The organism is Actinoplanes sp. CA-142083, assembly GCF_050942195.1.
In the GTDB taxonomy this organism is placed as follows: Bacteria; Actinomycetota; Actinomycetes; order Mycobacteriales; family Micromonosporaceae; genus Actinoplanes.
On sequence record NZ_CP192076.1, the window covers coordinates 9,308,881 to 9,329,371 of the forward strand.

24 protein-coding genes are annotated in these 20,491 nt (G+C 70.0%); 7 read left to right on the forward strand and 17 right to left on the reverse strand.

The genetic code is table 11. The annotated features are described in order from the left end of the window. Nucleotides 1-43: 43 nt before the first annotated feature. Nucleotides 44-988, forward strand: a complete 945-nt coding sequence (locus ACQPZX_RS42825) for a tyrosine recombinase XerC (RefSeq protein WP_433385797.1) — start codon at nucleotides 44-46, stop codon at nucleotides 986-988. 17 nt (nucleotides 989-1,005) lie between these two features. Then, complete coding sequence (locus ACQPZX_RS42830) at nucleotides 1,006-2,199, forward strand: aminotransferase class V-fold PLP-dependent enzyme (protein ID WP_433369099.1); 1,194 nt, start codon at nucleotides 1,006-1,008, stop codon at nucleotides 2,197-2,199. Here the strand turns inward: ACQPZX_RS42830 and ACQPZX_RS42835 are convergent. The 13 genes from ACQPZX_RS42835 to proS all read right to left on the reverse strand — a co-directional run bounded on the left by ACQPZX_RS42835 (nucleotide 2,183) and on the right by proS (nucleotide 10,969). Then, nucleotides 2,183-2,707 (reverse strand): peptidoglycan DD-metalloendopeptidase family protein, encoded by a 525-nt coding sequence (locus tag ACQPZX_RS42835; protein ID WP_433369102.1) that lies wholly within the window; start codon nucleotides 2,705-2,707, stop codon nucleotides 2,183-2,185. The genes ACQPZX_RS42830 and ACQPZX_RS42835 overlap by 17 nt on opposite strands. A gap of 75 nt (nucleotides 2,708-2,782) precedes the next feature. After that, nucleotides 2,783-3,106, reverse strand: a complete 324-nt coding sequence (locus tag ACQPZX_RS42840; protein ID WP_020517955.1) for a DUF2469 domain-containing protein — start codon at nucleotides 3,104-3,106, stop codon at nucleotides 2,783-2,785. Further along, the gene (locus ACQPZX_RS42845) at nucleotides 3,103-3,951 is read right to left on the reverse strand and encodes a ribonuclease HII (protein WP_433369105.1); all 849 of its coding nucleotides are present in this window, start codon (nucleotides 3,949-3,951) and stop codon (nucleotides 3,103-3,105) included. Before ACQPZX_RS42845 ends, ACQPZX_RS42840 begins: the two co-directional genes overlap by 4 nt. Next, nucleotides 3,951-4,409: an NUDIX hydrolase gene (locus ACQPZX_RS42850; RefSeq protein WP_433369108.1), complete on the reverse strand. Its 459-nt coding sequence runs from the start codon at nucleotides 4,407-4,409 to the stop codon at nucleotides 3,951-3,953. The genes ACQPZX_RS42845 and ACQPZX_RS42850 overlap by 1 nt, the downstream gene beginning before the upstream one ends. Nucleotides 4,410-4,452: 43 nt before the next feature. Next, nucleotides 4,453-5,103 (reverse strand): signal peptidase I, encoded by a 651-nt coding sequence (gene lepB / locus ACQPZX_RS42855; RefSeq protein ID WP_433369111.1) that lies wholly within the window; start codon nucleotides 5,101-5,103, stop codon nucleotides 4,453-4,455. Further along, a complete protein-coding gene (gene lepB / locus ACQPZX_RS42860) occupies nucleotides 5,100-5,996 on the reverse strand; it encodes a signal peptidase I (RefSeq protein WP_433369114.1) in 897 nt (298 codons plus the stop codon). Before lepB (ACQPZX_RS42860) ends, lepB (ACQPZX_RS42855) begins: the two co-directional genes overlap by 4 nt. A gap of 162 nt (nucleotides 5,997-6,158) precedes the next feature. Beyond that, complete coding sequence (gene rplS, locus ACQPZX_RS42865; RefSeq protein WP_433369116.1) at nucleotides 6,159-6,515, reverse strand: 50S ribosomal protein L19; 357 nt, start codon at nucleotides 6,513-6,515, stop codon at nucleotides 6,159-6,161. A 120-nt stretch (nucleotides 6,516-6,635) separates the two neighbouring features. Continuing rightward, a complete protein-coding gene (gene trmD / locus ACQPZX_RS42870; RefSeq protein ID WP_433369118.1) occupies nucleotides 6,636-7,394 on the reverse strand; it encodes a tRNA (guanosine(37)-N1)-methyltransferase TrmD in 759 nt (252 codons plus the stop codon). A gap of 5 nt (nucleotides 7,395-7,399) precedes the next feature. Further along, entirely contained in the window at nucleotides 7,400-7,963 is a 564-nt protein-coding gene (gene rimM, locus ACQPZX_RS42875) for a ribosome maturation factor RimM (RefSeq protein ID WP_433369121.1), read from the reverse strand. A 3-nt stretch (nucleotides 7,964-7,966) separates the two neighbouring features. Continuing rightward, complete coding sequence (locus ACQPZX_RS42880; RefSeq protein WP_014447131.1) at nucleotides 7,967-8,224, reverse strand: RNA-binding protein; 258 nt, start codon at nucleotides 8,222-8,224, stop codon at nucleotides 7,967-7,969. Beyond that, nucleotides 8,202-8,729, reverse strand: coding sequence for a 30S ribosomal protein S16 (rpsP, locus tag ACQPZX_RS42885; protein ID WP_433369124.1), 528 nt, complete (start codon nucleotides 8,727-8,729; stop codon nucleotides 8,202-8,204). Before rpsP ends, ACQPZX_RS42880 begins: the two co-directional genes overlap by 23 nt. 166 nt (nucleotides 8,730-8,895) lie before the next feature. Next, entirely contained in the window at nucleotides 8,896-9,561 is a 666-nt protein-coding gene (locus ACQPZX_RS42890) for a DUF402 domain-containing protein (RefSeq protein WP_433369127.1), read from the reverse strand. A gap of 1 nt (nucleotide 9,562) precedes the next feature. Then, on the reverse strand, nucleotides 9,563-10,969 hold the full coding sequence (gene proS / locus ACQPZX_RS42895; protein WP_433369130.1) for a proline--tRNA ligase: 1,407 nt from the start codon (nucleotides 10,967-10,969) through the stop codon (nucleotides 9,563-9,565). A gap of 79 nt (nucleotides 10,970-11,048) precedes the next feature. Between proS and ACQPZX_RS42900 the strand changes: the two genes are divergently transcribed. Genes ACQPZX_RS42900 through ACQPZX_RS42910 form a run of 3 tightly spaced genes read left to right on the forward strand, consistent with a single transcriptional unit; the run spans nucleotide 11,049 to nucleotide 13,457 of the window. Beyond that, nucleotides 11,049-11,543 (forward strand): SigE family RNA polymerase sigma factor, encoded by a 495-nt coding sequence (locus tag ACQPZX_RS42900; RefSeq protein WP_433369132.1) that lies wholly within the window; start codon nucleotides 11,049-11,051, stop codon nucleotides 11,541-11,543. Further along, nucleotides 11,533-12,936 (forward strand): hypothetical protein, encoded by a 1,404-nt coding sequence (locus ACQPZX_RS42905; RefSeq protein ID WP_433369135.1) that lies wholly within the window; start codon nucleotides 11,533-11,535, stop codon nucleotides 12,934-12,936. Before ACQPZX_RS42900 ends, ACQPZX_RS42905 begins: the two co-directional genes overlap by 11 nt. An 11-nt stretch (nucleotides 12,937-12,947) precedes the next feature. Further along, nucleotides 12,948-13,457, forward strand: coding sequence for a hypothetical protein (locus ACQPZX_RS42910; RefSeq protein WP_433369138.1), 510 nt, complete (start codon nucleotides 12,948-12,950; stop codon nucleotides 13,455-13,457). A gap of 4 nt (nucleotides 13,458-13,461) precedes the next feature. Here ACQPZX_RS42910 and ACQPZX_RS42915 read toward each other — a convergent pair whose 3' ends face one another. The 4 genes from ACQPZX_RS42915 to ACQPZX_RS42930 form a co-directional block, all read right to left on the reverse strand. Next, nucleotides 13,462-14,538, reverse strand: coding sequence for an amidohydrolase family protein (locus ACQPZX_RS42915; RefSeq protein WP_433369140.1), 1,077 nt, complete (start codon nucleotides 14,536-14,538; stop codon nucleotides 13,462-13,464). 25 nt (nucleotides 14,539-14,563) lie between these two features. Continuing rightward, nucleotides 14,564-15,178 (reverse strand): Uma2 family endonuclease, encoded by a 615-nt coding sequence (locus ACQPZX_RS42920; RefSeq protein WP_433369144.1) that lies wholly within the window; start codon nucleotides 15,176-15,178, stop codon nucleotides 14,564-14,566. Between the two features lie 167 nt (nucleotides 15,179-15,345). After that, nucleotides 15,346-16,899, reverse strand: a complete 1,554-nt coding sequence (gene ffh, locus ACQPZX_RS42925; protein WP_433369146.1) for a signal recognition particle protein — start codon at nucleotides 16,897-16,899, stop codon at nucleotides 15,346-15,348. A 65-nt stretch (nucleotides 16,900-16,964) separates the two neighbouring features. Beyond that, nucleotides 16,965-17,195: a hypothetical protein gene (locus tag ACQPZX_RS42930; protein WP_396027915.1), complete on the reverse strand. Its 231-nt coding sequence runs from the start codon at nucleotides 17,193-17,195 to the stop codon at nucleotides 16,965-16,967. Nucleotides 17,196-17,429: 234 nt separating this feature from the next. Here ACQPZX_RS42930 and ACQPZX_RS42935 point away from each other — a divergent pair, with 234 nt between their 5' ends. Both ACQPZX_RS42935 and ACQPZX_RS42940 read left to right on the forward strand, forming a co-directional pair. Further along, nucleotides 17,430-19,187: a stealth family protein gene (locus ACQPZX_RS42935; protein WP_433369149.1), complete on the forward strand. Its 1,758-nt coding sequence runs from the start codon at nucleotides 17,430-17,432 to the stop codon at nucleotides 19,185-19,187. Between the two features lie 20 nt (nucleotides 19,188-19,207). Continuing rightward, entirely contained in the window at nucleotides 19,208-20,470 is a 1,263-nt protein-coding gene (locus tag ACQPZX_RS42940; protein ID WP_433369151.1) for a nucleotide sugar dehydrogenase, read from the forward strand. Nucleotides 20,471-20,491: the final 21 nt, after the last annotated feature.

The following is a 20,491-nucleotide window of genomic DNA, read 5'->3' on the forward strand; positions in this document are numbered from 1 at the left end:
CCGCAGTCTAGAGCGTGGACGCTTGACGAAAGCCCTCGGAGCGATGACGGTCAACGCGATGGATACGCGCCAGATGCACGAGGAGCTGCCGGTCGCCATGCGCCAGGCGGTGGACGACTTCGGCCGGCACCTCGCGCGGGTCGACAACAGATCCGAGCACACCGTACGGGCGTACGTCGGCGACATCGTCTCCCTGCTGCACCACGCCGCCCAGACCGGCTGCGCGGCCCCCGGCGATCTCGACATCGCCGTGCTCCGCGCGTGGCTCGCCGCCCGGATGCGGGACGGCGCCGCCCGTACGTCGCAAGCACGCCGCGCGGCCGCGGCCCGGAACTTCACCGCCTGGGCGCATCGCGCCGGAATCGCCCCGAACGATCCCGGAGCACAGCTGGCCAGCCCGAAGGCCCACCGCGACCTCCCCACCGTCCTGCGAGCCGACCAGGCCGCCGCCCTGGTCGAAAACCAGGCCGCGCCCGTCGAAAACCAGGTAGGACTCCGCGACCGGGCCGTCCTCGAGCTGCTCTACGCCACCGGCATCCGGGTCAGCGAGCTCTGCGGCCTCGACCGCGCCGACCTCGACGAGAGCCGCCGCCTGGTCCGGGTCTTCGGCAAGGGCGCCAAGGAACGCGCGGTCCCCTATGGCCTGCCCGCCCAGCACGCGCTCGACGACTGGCTGCGCCACGGGCGCCCCGCGGTGGCCACCGGGGACAGCGGCGATGCGCTCTTCCTCGGCGTGAAGGGCGGCCGCCTTCAACAGACGGTCGTGCGGCGGATCGTCGACGCCGCCGCCCGGGCCGCGGGGCTGCCGCACACCAGCCCGCACGACCTGCGCCACTCGGCCGCCACCCACCTGCTCGACGGGGGCGCCGACCTGCGCGCCGTACAGGATCTGCTGGGTCACGCGTCGCTGTCGAGCACGCAGATCTACACCCACGTTTCGACCGAGCGGCTCCGGGCGGCGTTCAAACAGGCCCACCCCCGCGCGTGACCCCGTACGATCGAGGCGTGAGCGCCGGAGACCCGCCCGCACCCCTGCCGGGTGCCCGCCTCCTGTTCTCGCTGGACCCGGCCGTGTCCTATCTCAACCACGGGTCCTTCGGCGCGGTCCCGATCGGGGTGCAGCGGGCTCAACAGCGCCTGCGCGACGAGATCGAGGCGAATCCGCACAAGTTCTACACCCAGGGCATGCTCGACCGGGTGATCCACACCCGACGGCACATCGCGTCGTTCCTGGGCGCCGATCCGGACGGCAGCGCGCTGGTGCCAAACACGACGACAGCCGTCTCGCTGGTGCTACAGACGTTGCGGCTGGGGTCGGCTGACGAGGTGCTGCTCACCGATCATGGCTACGGCTCGGTCGCGATGGCCACGCGCCGTCAGTGCCGCCGCTCGGGCGCGACCGCGCGGACCGTCGCGCTGCCGCTGGCGGCCTCCGACGCCGAGGTGATCTCGCGGGTTCGCGCGGCCTTGCGGCCGGGCCGAACCAAGTTGTTGATCATCGATCAGATCGCTTCCTCAACGTCGGCGACTTTTCCCGTACGGGAGATCGCGGCGGCCGCGCGGGAGCACGAGATCCCGGTGCTCGTGGACGCCGCGCACGTCCCCGGCATGTTCCCGGTCGACGTGTCCGCGATCGGGGCCGACTTCTGGGTGGGCAACCTGCACAAGTGGGCGTTCGCCCCGCGCGGCACGGCCCTGCTCGCGGTCGCGCCGCAGTGGCGCCGGCGCATCGAGCCCCTGGTGGTCTCCTGGGAGCAGGAGGAGGGCTTCCCGCTCTCGGTCGAGTACCAGGGCACGATCGACTACACCCCCTGGCTGGCGGCCCCGGCCGGCCTGTTCACGCTGCGCACGCTCGGCTGGGAGGCGGTGCGGGCGCACAACGCGGCGCTGGTCGCCTACGGCCAGCGGGTGGTGGGCGCGTCGCTCGGCCTGGCGCCCACCGACCTGCCGCAGCCGGCCACGCCCGAGGTCGCGATGCGCGTGGTCCCGCTGCCGGCCGGCCTGGCCACGACCGCCCCGGAGGCGATCGCCCTGCGCCTGCTGATCTCCGACAAGCTGGCCACGGAGACCGCCGTGAACGCCTGGGGCGGCCGCGGCCTGCTCCGCCTCAGCGCCCAGGTCTACAACCGCCCGGACGAATACGACCGCCTCGCCGAACGCCTCCCCCCATTGCTGGCCGGCATCACAACGGCCCGCTGAGCGACGCCCCGCCGAGCGGCAGCAGGCGGACCCACCCGAGCCCGAGGAGGGCCAGCGGGTCCAGATAGACGTCGTCCCGGCGCAGACCCCAATGCAGGCAGGCCGGCGCGGGACAGCCCGGATGCCCGGCGACCAGCAGGCCGAGCGGCTCCCCCAGGGCGAGCTGGTCACCCACCGCCACGGTCGCGGTCACCGGCTCGTAGGTCGTCCGCAGACCGCCCGAATGAGCGACGCTGACAACCCCACGCCCCGCGACCTCACCGACGAACACCACGACGCCCGCCCCCGCGACAACCACCGAAGCGCCCGGCCCAGCCGCCAGATCAACCCCGCGGTGACCGGCCAGCCACGGCCGTGGCGGCGGGTCGAAGCGACGCACCACCCGAGGCGACGACACCGGCCAGCCGAATCGCGCGACGAGAGGCGCCGCGCGGACCGGATGCGACGCGACGACAGGCGCCGGAACGGCTGACAGGACCGCAACGACCAGGATGAGGAGGGCTGACATGGGAGCCACCCTCCCGCAAAGCGACCCCGCCCGCGAACGGCCCTGTGGATAACCGCGTTCTGTGGATAACCCGGGTCAGCTGCCGAAGCCGGCGTCGTCCGGCAGGGAGATGTCGGGCTTCTCCAGCTCCTCCACGTTGACGTCCTTGAAGGTCATCACGCGGACATTTTTGACAAACCGAGCGGGCCGATACATGTCCCACACCCAGGCGTCGTGCATCTCGACCTCGAAATACACCTCGCCGTCGGAGTTGCGCACGTGCAGGTCGACCTGGTTGGCCAGGTAGAACCGGCGCTCCGTCTCCACCACGTAGGAGAACTGGCGGACGATGTCGCGGTACTCCCGGTAGAGCTGCAGCTCCATCTCGGTCTCGTACTTCTCGAGATCCTCTGCGCTCATCGCTTCTCGCCCTCCATGGCCTCATCTTCCCCCACCGACGGCGACGGCTGAGGCTGGTCGCCCGACGCCACGCCGACGGTACCCTCACCAGCGCCGGGAAGCACCGGCGGCTCGGCCGCAGATGCGTCGAACAGCGTCGCGGGCTCTTCGAAAACCGAGACGACCGCCGGCCGCCGCGCCCGCGGCGGCCTGTTACCCCGGCCGGAGGCCGCCGCAACATTCACGTACGAGAAGCGGTGCTCGGCACACGGACCATGCTGGGTGAGGGCCGCGCTGTGCTCGTCGGTGATGTATCCCTTGTGCACCGCGAAGCCGTAGCTCGGGAACTGGTCGTCCAGCTCCACCATGATCCGGTCTCGGGTGACCTTGGCCAGCACCGACGCCGCCGCCACGCACGCCGCCACCCGGTCGCCCTTCCACACGGCGAGGCCGGGCACGCCCAGCCCGTCGACCGGGAAACCGTCGGTCAACACGTACTCGGGTGGGGTCGACAACGACGCGAGCGCGCGTCGCATCGCCGCGAGATTGCACACGTGCAGGCCGCGTGCGTCGACCTCGGTGGCCGGGATGATCATCACGGACCAGGCCAGCGCCCGGTCGACGACCTCGGCGTAGACACGTTCGCGGGCGGCCGGCGTCAGCAGCTTGGAGTCGGCGAGCCCGGGGACCTCGCCGCGCCTGCCCTCGGGCAGGATCGCCGCGGCGGCCACCAGCGGGCCCGCACAGGCCCCACGACCCGCCTCGTCGGCGCCGGCCACGTTGGCGAAGCCACGGCGCTGCAGCGCGCGCTCGAGGGCGTAGAGCCCGCCCTCACGGCGGACCACGGTGCGCGGAGGAGCCAGCATCAGCGCTCACCCGCCAGGCACGAGGAGAGCAGCGAGGCCAGATCGCGCGGGAAGATCTGCTCGCCGCTGGCCTCGATCTCGGCGGCCGACCACCACCGGTGCTCGGTGATGGTCTGCTGCTCGTCGTCGTCCATGCCGGCCATGTCGACCCGCCACTCGTCGACGCGAAGCATGAAGAAATCCTGCTCCTGGCGGTACTCCCGCTCGCGGTAGCTGAACTCGGTCACCTCGTGCCACACCGGCGAGCCCAGCTCGGCCGGGTCGACCCGCAGGCCCGTCTCCTCGAAGAGCTCGCGCGCGGCCCCCTCGGACAGCGTCTCGCCCTCGTCGAGACCGCCGCCGGGAGTGAACCACCACCGCTGACCGGGACGGGCCGGATCGCCGCCATGCAGCAGCAGGGTGCGGCCGGCCCCGTCGATCAACAGCACGCGAGCGGCGCGGCGGTCTGTCACGGTCACCGGACAAGCCTATTGCGCGCGTGGTGGATCTATCGAGCGGGTGTTACTTTGCCGCCGACGAATCCGGGATGTCGTCGTAGCTGTCCGGCACGGAGAGCCACTTCGCCCGGTTGACCGGCCAGAACACCGTGAAGGCTCGCCCGACCACCGAGTCCTCGGGGACCGTAGCCTCCTGGATGTCGCCGTTGCTCTCCTCGTAGTGCTCGAGGGAGTCGCCGGAGGCCGAGCGGTGGTCGCCCATCACCCAGAGGCGGTCCTTGGGCACGACGATGTCGAACTTGCGGTCGGCGGCCGGGTCCTGGTTGCCGTCGGCGTCACGGTAGATGTACGGCTCGTCGAGCGAGTGCCCGTTGATGACCAGGCGCTCCTGGTCGTCGCAGCACATCACGTGGTCGCCGGGCGTACCGATGATCCGCTTGATGAAGTCCTCGCCCTCGGCGCCGGACTGCCAGATCTCGGGCGCCTTGAAGACGATGATCTCGCCCCGGCGGGGGTCGCGGAAGTCGTAGACGAGCTTGTTGACGAGCACCCGGTCGAGCACGTTGAGCGTGTGCTCCATCGACGGGGACGGGATGTAGAAAGTCTGCAGGACGAAGGCGCGCACGAGAACGGCGACGAGGATCGCCACCCCCAGCAGAATGGGAAGCTCGCGCCAGAAGGATCCCTTGCGCTTAGCGGTCTGCTCGTCAATCACGAACGGAGCCTACGACGCCGCGTCGCGAACAGCAGTCCGGAACGCGCGGATACCCCCGCAGATAACAGAAACGGCAGAACCAAGGCGTCCGTCGCCGGGTTGTCCCGGCGCACCGGGAGCCGGCCCTCGGCCGCGGCCGTGGGATGGTCGGCGGCGTACGTCTTCCAGACGTCGGGAACGGAGAGGCTGGTGAACCGGCTGCTCGGCCAGACGATGACGAATGCCCGGCCGATGATGTTCTTGATCGGGACCGGGCCCTGGCAGCGGGCGTCCTGGGAGACCGCGCGATGGTCGCCCATGACGAACATCTCACCCTCGGGGATGGTGATCTCGGCGAACCGCCGGCTGGTGCACTGCGTCGGGTTGGGCGGCTGGTTGAGATCGGAGTTGTAGCCGTCGGCGATGTACGCCTCGTCGATACCGATCCCGTTGACCGTGATCCGGCCCTTGTCGTCGCAGCAGGCGACCTTGTCACCCGGCAGGCCGATCACCCGTTTGATGAAGTCGCGTTCACCCGGGCGGCTGACCCCGACGAGGTCCCCGACCGTGCGGCCGAGCTTGGCGGCGAAGCTGTTGCTGACCGGCTCGGTCACCTCGGGCGCCCAGTTGTCGGTGCCGCGGAAGACCACGATCTCGCCGCGGACCGGGTCACGCAGGTCGTAGACCACCTTGTTGACCAGGACGCGGTCCTTGACCAGCAGCGTCTTCTCCATCGAGCCGCTGGGGATGTAGAACGCCTGCACCAGGAACGTGCGGATCAGCACGGCCAGGCAGAACGCCACCACGAGCAGCAGCGGCAGTTCCTGCCAGAGGGGCATCTCCTTGCGCCGCAGCATCGAGCGCCGCCGCCGCTCGGACGGCCGATAGCCCTGCATCGGTTCCACGCTTCGCATCTCCCGCCGCCGACGACCGGCCGAACCGCCCCGGATACAGCACTGAACCCTCTGAATACAGCGCTACCGCCCGTAATACGGGCGGTAGCGCTGGAAGGGTTCACACAGATCCCATCCGGCACAGGCGCAAGCGTAATGCGCCAAGAGCCGTATCGATGAGAATCAGACGGTCTGCTTCTCCCGAAGCTCCTTGATCTTGGCCTTCTTGCCACGGAGCTCGCGGAGGTAGTAGAGCTTGGCGCGCCGCACGTCACCGCGGGACACGACCTCGATCTTGTCGATCGCCGGGCTGTTGAGCGGGTAGGTCCGCTCGACGCCGACGCCGAAGCTGATCTTCCGGACCTTGAAGGTCTCCCGGAGGCCGGCCCCCTGGCGGGCGATCACAACGCCCTGGAAGACCTGGACGCGGGAACGGTTTCCCTCGACGACGCGGGCGTGCACCTTGAGGGTGTCGCCGGCCCGGAAGTCGGGGAGGTCGGTGCGCTGCGACTGGGCGTCGAGAGCGTCCAGCGTGTTCATCGCTGCATCCTCGTCGTGCTGAGGCGCATCGGGTGTTCGATGCGCGAGTGGGTACTGCTGATCTCCCGGAGGAGGATCCTCGTCTCCCCTCCGCGGCGCGGAGAGAAAACGGCAACCTCCCTACTCTGCCACAGCAGGAGGCGTGATCCGAAATCCACCCTCGTCGAGGGCCTTCCTGTCCGCTTTGTCCAAAGACTCACGCGGGTACGACGCCATCATGTCGGGCCGGCGAGCGGCGGTCCGCAGCAGCGACTGATCCCGCCGCCAGCGCGCGATCTTCCCGTGGTCGCCCGAGCGCAGGATCTCCGGAACCTCGCGGTCGCGCCACGAGGCCGGCTTGGTGTAGACCGGCGCCTCCAGCAGCCCGGCCGCGTGCGACTCCTCATCGAGCGAGGACGCGTTGCCGAGCACGCCGGGCAGCAGCCGGGTCACGGCTTCCATGATCACGATGACCGCGACCTCGCCGCCGAAAAGGACATAATCCCCGAGCGAGATCTCCCGCACCGGCATCCGGGCGGCGGCCTCGTCGATCACCCGCTGATCGATTCCCTCATAGCGCCCACAGGCAAAGATCAAGTGATCAAGACCGGCGATCTCGTACGCGTCGGCCTGCGTGAACGGTTTGCCCACCGGGGACGGGACGATCAGGGTGCCGTCGCCGACCGCCTCGAGCGCCTGCCCCCACGGCTCGGGCCGCATGACCATGCCCGGCCCGCCGCCGTAGGGCGTGTCGTCGACGGTCCGGTGGACGTCGGAGGTCCAGGTCCGCAGGTCGTGCACCTGGAGATCGAGCACCCCCATCGCGCGGGCCTTGCCGACCAGCGACAACTCGAGCGGGGCGAAGTAGTCGGGAAATATCGTGATTACGTCGGCACGCATAGGGCTCAGAGATCCAGCAGGCCCTCGGGCAGATCGACCACGATCCGCCCGCCGGCGACGTCAACCGTCGGCACGAAGGCGGTGACGAACGGGATCAACGCCGTCCCCCCACCCGACTTGTCCAAAACAATGAGATCCGAAGCGGGTGCGTGATCGATCCGGGCAACGGTTCCCAGCTCGTCGCCGCCGACGGAGACCACCCGCAGGCCAAGCAGCTGGTGATCATGGAACTCGTCGGGGTGAGACGGCGGCGTCAGGGAGGAACTCTCGACCTGAAGCAGCACGCCACGAAGCGCCTCGGCGACATTCCGGTCATAGATGCCGTCGAACTGGACGATCGCACGACCCTGATGCCAGCGCACCGACTCGATGATCAGCGACGGCGGAACCTTGTACTCGATACCCGGAGCCGCCGCGGGCCCGGAGCTCACCCGGCGATCCCGCGGGACCTCCGTGACGAACTCCGAGCCGGCGACGAAACGCTCTTCGGGCTCATCGGTGCGCACGGCGACCGAGACCTCGCCCCGGACTCCGTGCGGCTTACCGATCTGTCCGACTACTAGAAGCATCGGTCAGTAGGCGTCGACGATGTCGACGCGGATGCCGCGCCCGCCGATCGACCCGATGACCTGACGCAGGGCCTTGGCCGTCCGGCCGCCGCGCCCGATGACCGTTCCCAGGTCCTCCGGGTGCACGCGAACCTCGAGCCGCTTGCCGCGGCGCGAGTCGACCAGCCGGACCCGGACGTCGTCCGGGTTGTCGACGATGCCCTTGACGAGATGCTCCAGCGCCGGCCGGAGCGCCCCGTCAGCTCGCGTCGGCGCCGGCACCGGCGGGGTCCTCTGCGGTCTCGGCGACAGCCTCGCGGTTCGGCTCGGCCGGGTCGACAGCCTTGGTCTGCTCGGGCTTGGCCGCGGCGGCCTCCGGAGCGGCGGCCTGCTTCGACTCGGCCTTGGCCGACTTCTTCGGGGTCTGCGGCTTGGTGTCGGCGACGCCGGCGGCGGCCTTCGACTCGGCCTCGTAGACCTCGGTGCGGCTCTTCTTGGGCTCGGCCACCAGCAGCGGCGGCGGCGCGGGCAGGCCCTTGAACTGCTGCCAGTCGCCGGTCTTCTCCAGGATGCGCTGCACGGCCTCGCTCGGCTGCGCGCCGACCGAGAGCCAGTACTGCACGCGCTCGGACTTCACCTGGATCAGCGAGGGGTTTTCCTTCGGCTGGTAGATGCCGACGTACTCGATGGCACGACCGTCGCGCTTGGTGCGCGAGTCGGCGACGACGATGCGGTACTGCGGGTTGCGGATCTTGCCCATCCGCAGAAGCCGGATCTTAACGGCCACGGTAATTAGCTCCTGGTGACTGCGTGAGTTTTGAGGCTGGAGACCCGCGTGGGGATGCGGGACCGAGGCCTCGGGTCTGGCAACGCGCTCAGGGTTAGAGGGCGCCTCACGCGTGCCAAGCGAATCCATTCTGCCAGACGGTCTTCTGCTGCTGCCAACCGGCCGGTCAAACTCCGAAATCCGACCTCGGGATCGGCGGTCGATCCCAGCCCTCGGGGACGGTGGTGAGGATCGGCCAGTCGCTCTCCGGCTGGAAGTCGAGCCAGGTGCCGTCGAAGGGGAAGTCGCCGGCCTCGATGATCTTGACCAACCGGTTGCCCTCGGCGCGGACCGTGGCCTCGTCGCGGACCCAGTAGTGGTCGGGGATGGAGAGGCGCTCGGTGAACTCGTCCTCGTCCTTCCAGTGCCACGATCGGTCCGGGTTGACGACGATGTCGAGGTCCTGGTCGATCACGTCGATGCCGGCCACCGCGCCGTCGTCCCAGCGCAGGGCGCCGTACTCGAGGTTGACGTACCAGTTCTTGAAGGTGCCGTCGTCGTCGCGGAAGAACCAGACCGAGTGGTCCCCCGCCGGCGGGACGAACTTGAGCAGCCCCGGGCCCTGCCAGGAGTCCACCACGTTCTCGTGCTCGAGCGTGATCCACTCCGCGAACGGCATGTCGCGGATCCCCCGGCCGTCGGTGGCCTGCTCGACGATCACACCCGTGCCGCGGGCGATCCACAGCAGCAGGCCACGCTCGTCGTCGGAGATCACCCGGCAGGGCCGCACGCAGGCGATCCGCGGGCCGTCGATGTTGCGGTACAGGACCGTACGGCCCGGGGCGAAGCTCACGTCAGTAGGAACGGGCCAGGTACGCGATCAGGTTCGGCTCTTCGTCGGAGTCGGGCATGCCGCCGTCCTCGCGGGTGAGGCAGCGGACCGTGACGGCCTTGCCGTTCGCTTCCTTCTCGCCGGCCTCGCCGACGGCCGACCACGGCACCCGGGCCCAGCCGGTCTGCGCCGCCTCGATCCCCTCACCCAGGGTCTTGACGTCGACCGTGCGCTCCTCGCGGAAGGCCAGCGCGTCGTCGAAGAGCCGCTGCTGGTCGGCCTTGAGCGCGGAGGTGACGGCGCCGACGATGTCGCCGATCGGGATCGGGGACTTCGAGCCGTCCACCCGGCGGGCGACCGTGACGTTGCCGGCCACCAGGTCGCGGGGGCCGACCTCGACGCGGATCGGGATGCCCTGCAACTCGGCGTCGACCGCCCGGCGCCCGAACGGCACGTCGGCGCGGTCGTCGAGCTTCACCCGTACGCCGGCCGCCTTTAGCTCGTCGCGGAGCTTGGCCGCCGCTTCGGTGACGCCCTCGCCCGCCTTGACCACCATCACCTGCACCTGGATCGGCGCCAGGCGCGGCGGAAGCCGCAGGCCGTTGTCGTCGCCGTGCACCATGATCAGCCCGCCCATCATGCGGGTGGAGGTGCCCCACGACGTCGTCCAGGCGTGCTCGACCGAGCCGGCCGCCGACGAGTACGTGATGTCGAACGCCTTCGCGAAGTTCTGCCCGAGCTCGTGCGACGTGCCCATCTGCAGCGCCTTGGCGTCGCCCATCATGGCCTCGACGGTCATGGTGTTGGTGGCGCCGGCGAAGCGCTCGCCCTTGGTCTTGCGGCCCGGCACGACCGGCACGGCCAGGATCTCCTCCATGAACGCCTGGTAGACGTTCTTGTGGACGTCGCGGGCGTGCTCACGGGCGTCGGCCTCGGTCGCGTGCGCGGTGTGCCCCTCCTGCCAGAGGAACTCGGTGGTGCGCAGGAACGTGCGCGGGCGCAGCTCCCACCGCACGACGTTGGCCCACTGGTTGAGCAGCAAGGGCAGGTCACGGTACGAGTCGACCCACTTGGCCATGAACTCGCCGATCACGGTCTCGCTGGTCGGGCGCACGACGAGCGGCTCGGCCAGCTCCTTGCCACCCGCGTGGGTGACAACCGCGAGCTCGGGCGAGAAGCCCTCCACGTGGTCGGCCTCGCGGCGCAGGTAGCTCTCCGGGATGAACAGCGGGAAGTAGGCGTTCTGCACGCCGGCTTCCTTGATGCGGGCATCCATGTCGGCCTGCATGCGCTCCCAGATCGCGTAGCCCACCGGCCGGATGACCATGGTGCCGCGCACCGGGCCGTTGTCGGCCAGCTGCGCCTTGGCGATCAGGTCCTGGTACCAGCGGGGGAAGTCTTCCGCACGCGGAGTGAGCACTCGAGCCATGAGGCGACATCCTAGTCCGGTCGCCGATGCAACCAGCGGGCCGGGCATGCCGTGTCCATAGGCGAAAGGGCGGTGACGGATGGACTTCGACGCGTTCTACCGGGACACCTGCCGGCGGCTGCTGCGTTACGCGTACGGCCTTACCGGCGATCCCGCGGAGGCGCAGGACCTGGTGCAGGAGGCGTACGCCCGGGCCTGGCAGCGCTGGCGGCGGTTGTCCCGTTACGAGAACCAGGAAGCCTGGCTCCGGCTGGTGGTCAACCGCCTCGCCGCGGATCGCTGGCGCCGGCTCGGCGTGCGCAAGGCCCGGGCCGCCGCCGAGGGGCCGCCGGCGCACTCGCCGCCGCCGTCGGAGAACACCGTGCTGCTGGTCGCCGCGATGCGCACCCTGCCCATGATCCATCGCCGGGCGCTGGCCCTGCACTACCTGCTCGACCGCTCGGTCGCGGAGATCGCCGCGGAGACCGGCGTCTCGACCGGCACGGTCAAGTCCTGGCTGTCGCGCGGCCGGGACGCTCTGGCGGCGGCGCTCGAGCCGGCCCTCACCCAGGAAGGACGATCCCATGCCCGTTGACCTTGACGAAATGTTCACCGGGCTGGCCCGGCACGCCGACGGGATCCCGCTGGGCACGGCGGCCGGGGCCCGGCAGCGTGGCCGGCAGCGCAGCCGGCACCGGGCGACGGCGCTCTCCGCGGCCCTCGCGGTGGTCCTGGTCGTGGCCGGGGTCGCCGGGGCGCTGACCCGCGCCCAGCGTGTCGACCACTCGGTCACGCCGGCGCCGTCCCCCGCGCTGCGCGAGGTCGCGCCGCCGATCCCGGTCCGCGGCACGCTGCGGGACGCCGCCACGGTGATCGCCGGCGGGCGGGCGTACACGGCCTGGCAGGACGACAAGGGCACGATCGAGGTGAACGCCACCGACCCCGGCACCGGGGCGGCCCTCTGGACCCGAGCCGAGGTAGTACACGGAGGCACCCTGGTGAACATCGCCGCCGTGTCGCCGGCCGTCCTGCTCACCACGAACACCAAGGCGGGCGATCCGTCCGAGCGGATGGTGACGGCGCTGCGCCCGTCCGACGGCGCCAGGCTGTGGTCGGCGGTGACCGTCGGGGACGCGGTGCTGATTCCCCATGACCGACTGGTGGTGCAATGGTCGCCGTCGACCGGGCAGACCGGCGGCTACGACTGGGCAACCGGGACGAAGGTGTGGTCGCTGCCGGCCACGAGCGATCCGGTGGTACGAACCATGGGCGTACGCGCCGCGGGCGACATGACGCCGTACAGCTTCACCGGCGACTGGCTCGTGCAGGTGACCCGGTCGGGCCAGGCTCAGGTGCGCGACATCCGCAGCGGCGAACTGCTGCATGCGGTCGCGGCCGGAACACCGCGCGCGAACGGGACGATCACCGCGATCGACGGGCGGCTGTTCACCGAGGAGGGCGGGACCTCCGGCTACCGCCTGCGCGTCACCGGCCTGAGCACGTCGGCCGGGACGTCGGCGGTGGTCTTCAGCGAGGGCGCCGGCCACACCTTCGCCGGCTTCGACCTGTGCGGCGCCGGCCGGGTCTGCGTGCTCGACCAGCAGGCCGGCGGCCGCACCACGCTGGCAGCGGTCGACCTGGCCACGCAGCGCATCTTGTGGCGCGTGGACGGTCCCAGGAACGGGTCCGGTGTCTCCTCGCTGGGTGGCAACGTGCTGGTGACGGGCGACGGCACAACGGTTCTCTACGACGCGGCGGGCCGGTCGGTCCTCAGCGTCCCGGACGTCCAGGTCGAGTGGCTGACCAATGACAAGCTGCTGGTATTGCCGATGTACGCCGCGGGCACGGTGACGACGGTGAACACGGCCGACGGCGGGGTGACCCGCCTGGGCGACGTGCCGACGCGGGTCGGCAAGTGTGCCCACACCCCCGATCGACTGGTCTGCCAGACGTCGACAGCGCTGCGTTTCTGGTCGTTGACCGGATAGGGTCTCGCCCCATGTCGATCTCCATCGAACCAACGCTCGCGTTGGCCGCCCGCTGGGTGCAGTGGGCGGCCGCCGCGGGTCCCCTGCGGAATCCGATCAAGGACATCAACGGCAGCTACGCCGACCGCAACCAGCCGTCGGACGTGTTCTTCCTGGCCGGGACGTTCGGCACCGAGGTGCGGCGCAGCTGCGCGGTGCGGGCGGGCCGGCCGCTGTTCTTCCCCGCGTTCAACATGTGGGGTCCGGCGGACGAGAGCATCGGGCCGCTGCCCAAGGCGTACGGGCGGGCGTTCGTGGACAACATGACGCATCCGGTGGTGACGGTCGGCACGGAGCCGTTCGAGGTGCGCGGCGCCTGGGGCAACTCGGTGACCGGAAGCCGCGAGCGGGTCGCGATGCGCGTGTGGGGCATCTGGGCGACGGTGGAGCCGCTCGCGCGCGGCAAGCACACGGTCGCCTTCGAGGGCGGCGACGGCCACGGGTTCCGGGTGGCCGCCACGTACGAGATCGAGGTCCGCTGACCCGTCAGCGGACCACCCGGCCGCGCAGCACGATCCGCTGCGGCGCCCGCACCACCCGCAGGTCGACGCGCGGGTCGGCCTCGTAGACCACCAGGTCGGCGAGGCCACCCTCGACCAGCCCCGGGAAGCCCAGCCATTCCCGCGCCTTCCACGAAGCGCTCGCGACGATGTCGGCCGCCGGGATTCCCGCCTCCTGCATGATCAGCATCTCCTCGGCCTGCAGCCCGTGCTGGATCCCGCCGCCCGCGTCGGTGCCGAGGTAGATCGGCACGCCGGCCTCGTGCGCCGCCCGCACCACTACGGGGAACCGGTCCCGCAAGGCCACCATGTGGTCGGCGTATCCCGCGAACTTGGCCCGCGCCTGATCGGCGATCGTCCCGAACGTCCGAATATTGATCATCGTCGGCACGAGCGCCGTCCCCCGCCGCGCCATCTCGTCGATGAGATCGAGCGTCAGCCCCGTCCCGTGCTCCACGGAATCGACGCCGGCCCGCACCATGATCTCCACGCCCTCCTCGGAGAACGTGTGCACCGCCGCCCGCGCGCCCGCCGCATGCGCCGCCTCCACCGCGGCCGTCATGGTCGCCGCGTCCCAACTCGGAGCGAGGTCGCCCACTCCCCGGTCGATCCAGTCCCCGACGAGCTTGACCCACCCGGTGCCCGCCTTGGCCTGCGCGGTCACGGTCGCCGCGACATCCTCGGCCGCGACCTCGATCCCGATGTCCCGCAGATACCGCCGGGGCGGCGCCACATGCCGCCCGGCCCGCGCCAGCCGCGGAATCCCCGGCTCGTCGTCCAACTCCGGATACGGGTACGGCGACCCCGCGTCCCGCAGCGCCAGCACCCCCGCCTCCCGGTCGATGGCGGCCAGCTCACGCGCTTGGTCGAGGCTCTCGATGGGCTTGGCGCCATAGGCGATCCCCAGGTGGCAGTGCGCGTCAACCAGCCCCGGCACCACAAACCCGCCATCACTGATCGTCTCGGCGTCGGCAACGGGCTCGTACGTGACCCGATCCTCCACCAGCCACAGATCCCGGACCTCACCGTCGGGCAGCACCGCCCCACGCACATGGAATGCCATAGAACAGTCCTACCCGATCACGGCATCACCGGCGGGTGCGGGCCTTCTGGTTGATCCGATCACGCTTCTGGGTCCACGCCGGCAGATCCAACGTGACTTCCCAGGGATGGTCGACCGCAACGAGCCCGTCGGCCTGGAGCCGCCGTTGGTAAGACCCTTCCGGGCCGAGGAGGAACTGGCTGAACGACACTCGCTCGGCGAGAGGATCGATGATCCAATATGCCGGGATGCCCAGATCGGCATATCGCTTGAGCTTGTCTTCACGGTCGAAGTCTTTCGAAGAGGGCGAGATCACCTCGACCACGAGCAACACGTCCGCAGCCAGCACCGGAGAGCGCCCGGCTCCCTCTTCGTGAAAAACCATGACATCAGGTCGGAATTCATTGGACGGGTTCAGAAGGATTGCCTGCTCAACGTTGACCACAATGTCATCTGGACAGTGTTCCTCGAGAGCGATACCAGTTTTCATGCTGATGGTCTGGTGGATGGGAAGGGCGACGGGGGACAAGACGAGCCTTCCATCGATCAACTCGTAGCGAAGATCCTCTGGAAGGTCCGCGATGTCGTCGACGGTCAGGTCGTCTCGGCCCAGCAAGTAGTCGATCAGGTCCTGCCCGACGAGGTGCGGCGCGATGGTCATCGATTCCTCCTCGATGGGATCGCCACTCACCATACTAGGCCCCTGACTAGTTGCTCTATGCCATCTTCTGACACCCGGCGCCCGCCGCTCGGGTTGACAAAAGCCTACTAATTCTCCTCACGGTCCCTTTTTGCCACCGGGCTCGAGCACGACGAGGTCGCCCTGCGTCAACGCTTGTCGTCGTCGTCCTTCTGGGGCTTCATCAGCTTGTTGAAGTCGAGGTTGGGGAGCTTGAAACCGCCCGGCCCGCCGCCCAGCGCGTTCGGGTCCATGCCCGGCGGGAGCTGGGGCATGCCGCCCGGGAAGCCGGCCGGCAGGCCGCCGCCGCCCGCGCGGGGGCGTGAGGAGCCGCCCTTCGTGCCCTTGCGCTTGTTCTTCGGGCTCTTGGTGGCCTTGCGGCGGGCGCCGGGCAGACCCATCATGCCGCCCATCTGCTTCATCATCTTCTGCGCGTCGGTGAAGCGGTTGAGCAGCTGGTTGACGTCCATGACCGTGACGCCGGAGCCGTTGGCGATGCGGGCGCGGCGGGAGCCGTTGATGATTTTGGGGTTGGTGCGCTCGCCGGGGGTCATCGAGCGGATGATCGCGGTGACCCGGTCGAAGTGGGAGTCGTCGAGCTCGTCGAGCTGGGCCTTCATCTGGCCCATGCCGGGCATCATGCCGAGGATGTTGGCGATCGGGCCCATCCGGCGGACGGCGATCAGCTGCTCGAGGAAGTCCTCCAGGGTGAACTGCTCGCCACCGAGCAGCTTGGAGGTCATCTTCTCCTTCTGCTCGTCGTCGAAGGCCTGCTCGGCCTGCTCGATGAGCGTGAGCACGTCACCCATGCCGAGGATCCGGCTGGCCATCCGGTCGGGGTGGAAGAGGTCGAAGTCCTCGAGCTTCTCACCGGTCGACGCGAAGAGGATGGGCTCGCCGGTCACGTGCCGGACCGACAGCGCGGCGCCACCGCGGGCGTCGCCGTCGAGCTTGGAGAGGACCACGCCGGTGATGCCGACGCCGTCGCGGAACGCCTCGGCGGTCTGCACCGCGTCCTGGCCGACCATGGCGTCGATGACGAAGATGACCTCGTCGGGGCTGACCGCGTCGCGAATGTCGCGGGCCTGCTGCATCATCTCGGCGTCGATGCCGAGGCGGCCGGCGGTGTCGACGATGACGATGTCCTTGGCGTGGCGCTCCGCGTAGTCGATGGAGTCCTTCGCCACCTGGACCGGGTCGCCGACGCCGTTGCCTGGCTGCGGGGCGTAGACGTCGACGCCGGCCCGGCCGGCGAGGACCTGCAGCTGGTTGACCGCGTTGGGGCGCTGGAGGTCGGCGGCGACGAGCAGCGGCTGGTGTCCCTGGCCCTTGAGCCAGCGGGACAGCTTGCCGGCCAGCGTCGTCTTACCGGAACCCTGCAGGCCGGCCAGCATGATCACCGTGGGCGGCGTCTTGGCGAACTGCAGCCGCCGCCCCTCGCCGCCGAGGACGTTGATGAGCTCCTCGTGGACGATCTTGATGATCTGCTGGGCGGGGTTGAGCGCCTGGGAGACCTCGGCGCCGCGGGCCCGCTCCTTCACGTTGAAGACGAAGGCCTTGACCACGGGCAGCGCGACATCCGCCTCGAGCAGCGCGAGGCGGATCTCGCGAGCGGTGGCGTCGATGTCGGCATCGGTGAGCCGCCCCTTGCCGCGGAGCTTGGTGAAGATCCCGGACAGGCGGTCACTCAAAGTGTCAAACACGGTGCGACTTCCCGTTGGTCAGAAGTAAGTGCGATGCCCGCAAGCCTAGCCGCCCGTGCGAACGCTCACTGGTTGCGCATGCGGTACGTCTTCTGGGCTGCCTCGATGCGCCGCTGGGTGCGGGTGCCGGGGGCGATCGACTTCTTGACCCGGCCGTACACGTAGAGACCGCCGCCGACCACGAGCGCGCCCACGATCAGGTAGAACAGCGCCGGCCCGAGCAGCGAGGAAACCACCCAGCCCACCACGATCACGCCGGCGAGAAGAGCCACCAGAAACGCCACAGCCTTGCCCATCGGGTCCTCCCCCAAGATGCCTGGACCTCCACCATGCCTCAGCGGGGCAACTCTGCCCATAGGCGGTAACCCTGAGCGCACCCGTAGGGGTCGGTATCGCCCGTTTCCGCACGCCACACGGCCCAAAGGTCGTATACCGGCGATATCAGGCGTCACAACGACACCGCAACCTGGAGTTCCGGAGCCGCGTTGAGGCTCACAGACCTCGACGGACCCCGGCGGAAGGACGACGGCGTGCCTCTACGGCGGATCCTGCGACACACCCCCTGGCCGGTGCGGCGGCGGGTGATGGCCGTCGCTCAGCACAAGCTGCTGCGCTATCTCCCGGCCGAGCGCCGGTTGGCGACAGCACGGCGGGTGGTTCCGCTGGCGGCCGCGGCCGCGCAGGGGCGCGTCACGGCCCGCGAAACCCCAAGAGCAACACCGGCGGGCGTACGGCGGGAGAACCTCGATCGGGTGGTGACCGCACTCGCCACGGCCGGCATCGAGTGGTTCCGGGTTCCGGTCGACTCGATCACGGGCTCTGCCGTGGCCGTACGGGAAGAGGACCGCGACCGGGTGATCGCCCTGCTCGAAACCCTGAGCGCGAGTGACGCCGGGCTGCTCGAGGTTGTCCGGCCGAAAGGCCGTCATGGTCGTCGGGGACGGCGGCAGGCCTCGGTGCTGCGGCTGAGCCGGCCGGTGACCGACCCGGGCCGGACGCTCGTGTACGGCCCGGAGTACGGCTGCGAGATCGAGTTCTGGCGGACCGTGGACGGCAATCTGGTGGGGCCGCGCAGCAACCCGGTCTCCGATGTGGTGCCGGCCGGCGAGCCGTTCGTGGACGCGCCCGAGGCGGTCTTCGGCTCGTTCAGCTCGCCCGCCGACCCGGCCTCCTACCGCACCCGCGAGATCTTCACGATGGTCAGCCCGGACCGGGTCGGGTTCCCGATCGACGTGGTCTACACCTGGGTGGACGGCGGCGACCCGGCCTGGCGCGAGCGCAAGGCCGCGGCGCTGCGCGAGAACGGCTGGGTGGCCGAGGTGAGCGGGCAGGCCGCCAACGACTCGCGGTTCGCCTCCCGCGACGAGCTGCGCTACTCGCTGCGGGCGCTGCACTCGTTCGCGCCCTGGGTGCGGCACATCTTCCTGGTCACCGACGATCAGGTGCCGGCCTGGCTGGACACCACCCGCACGGATCTCACGGTGGTGAGCCACAAGGAGATCTTCGGCGACACCGGGCGGCTGCCGACCTTCAACTCGCAGGCCATCGAGTCGCGGCTGCACCGGATCCCGGGGCTGTCCGAGCACTTCCTGTACCTCAACGACGACGTCTTCCTGGCCCGGCCGGTGCCGCCGGAGATGTTCTTCACGCCGGGCGGGCTGACCCGGTTCTTCCCATCGGCGGCGCTGGTCGACTCGGCGCCGCGGCAGGACACCGACCCGCCGGCCAACTCGGCCGGCAAGAACAACCGGAAGCTGATCCAGCAGGCGTTCGGGCGTGTGCTGACCCGCAAGATGAAGCACACGCCGCACCCGTCGCGGCGCAGCGTGCTGGCCGAGATCGAGCTGCGGTTCGCCGAGCACGTGACGGCCACGGCGGGCCATCAGTTCCGGCACCCCGAGGACGTCTCGCTGCTGTCCTCGCTGCAGCAGTACTACTCGTACCTGACCGGGCGGGCCGCGCCGGGCGAGATCAGGTACATGTACACCGACCTGGCCGACCCGGGCACGCCGATGCGGCTGGCGCGGGTGCTGCACGACCGGCACATGGACGCGTTCTGCCTCAACGACACGGACTCGTCGCCGTCGGCCGCCGCCGAGCAGGCCGCGTTGCTGGCCGAGTTCCTGCCGGCATATCTGCCGTTCCCGTCGCCGTACGAGCTGGCGACGCCGCGCGCGGCCACGGCGGCGCTGGAGCCGCCTCGGGCACCGGTGGTGGCCCGGCAGAACTCCCGTTCGTCGGAGCAGGTGCATCCCGACATTCCGCTGCCGTCCCAGCCGTCGGCCTAGCTCTTTCGAGAGGATTTATCATGACTTTTGATGTTGTAGTGCTCGGCCTGGGCTACGTGGGTTTGCCGCTGGCCCAGCAGGCCACTCGCGCCGGCATGCGGGTGCTGGGCTTCGACGTCAACGCCCGCGTGGTCGACTCCCTCACGGCCGGCCGCTCCCACGTCGACGACCTCTCCGATCTTGACGTCGCGGAGATGCTCACCGGCGGCTTTCGTACGACAACCGACGAGTCGCTGATCGCTTCGGCCGGGACCGCGGTCATCTGCGTGCCCACCCCGCTCGCCGAGGGCGACGGCCCCGACCTCCGCGCCGTGGTCGGCGCCACCGAGGCGATCGGCCGCAACCTGCGCCCCGGCATGCTGGTCGTCCTGGAGTCGACGACCTACCCCGGCACCACCGACGAGGTGGTCCGGCCGCTGCTGGAGAAGCTCTCCGGCCTCACCGCCGGCATCGACTTCCACCTGGCGTTCTCGCCCGAGCGGATCGACCCGGGCAACGAGCGCTTCGGCCCGCGCAACACGCCCAAGGTCGTCGGCGGCTACACCCGGGACTGCGCCGACCGGGTCGCCGAGTTCTACGGCCGGTTCGTGGACACCGTCGTGCGCACCCGCGGCACCCGCGAGGCCGAGACCGCGAAGCTGTTGGAGAACACGTACCGGCACGTCAACATCGCGCTCGTCAACGAGATGGCCCGGTTCTGCCACGAGCTCGACATCGACCTCTGGGACGTCATCCACGCGGCCTCGACCAAGCCCTTCGGCTTCCAGGCCTTCTATCCCGGGCCGGGCGTGGGCGGACACTGCATCCCGATCGACCCCAACTATCTTTCGCACAACGTGCGCAGCAAGCTCGGCTACCCGTTCCGCTTCGTCGAGCTGGCCCAGGAGATCAACGCGACCATGCCCGGGTACGTGGCGCGCCGCGCGCAGAACCTGCTCAACGCGGACGGCCAGGCCGTGCACGGCGCCACGGTCCTGCTGCTGGGCGTCACCTACAAGGCGAACATCGCCGACCAGCGCGAGTCGCCGGCCACGCCGCTGGCCCGCCACCTGGCCCAGCTGGGCGCGACCGTGCTCTACCACGACCCGCACGTGCCGTCCTGGACTGTCGGCGACGTCGAGGTGACCCGCACCGACGACCTCGAGGGCGCGGCCGCGTCGGCCGACCTGGTGATCCTGGTGCAGCACCACCGCGAGTACGACGCCGACCACCTGGCCCGCGTCGCGAAGCGCTTCTTCGACACCCGGGGCGTGACGACGGCCCGCGAGGCACACCGCCTCTGAGTCAGGCTTCCTCTGAGCCAG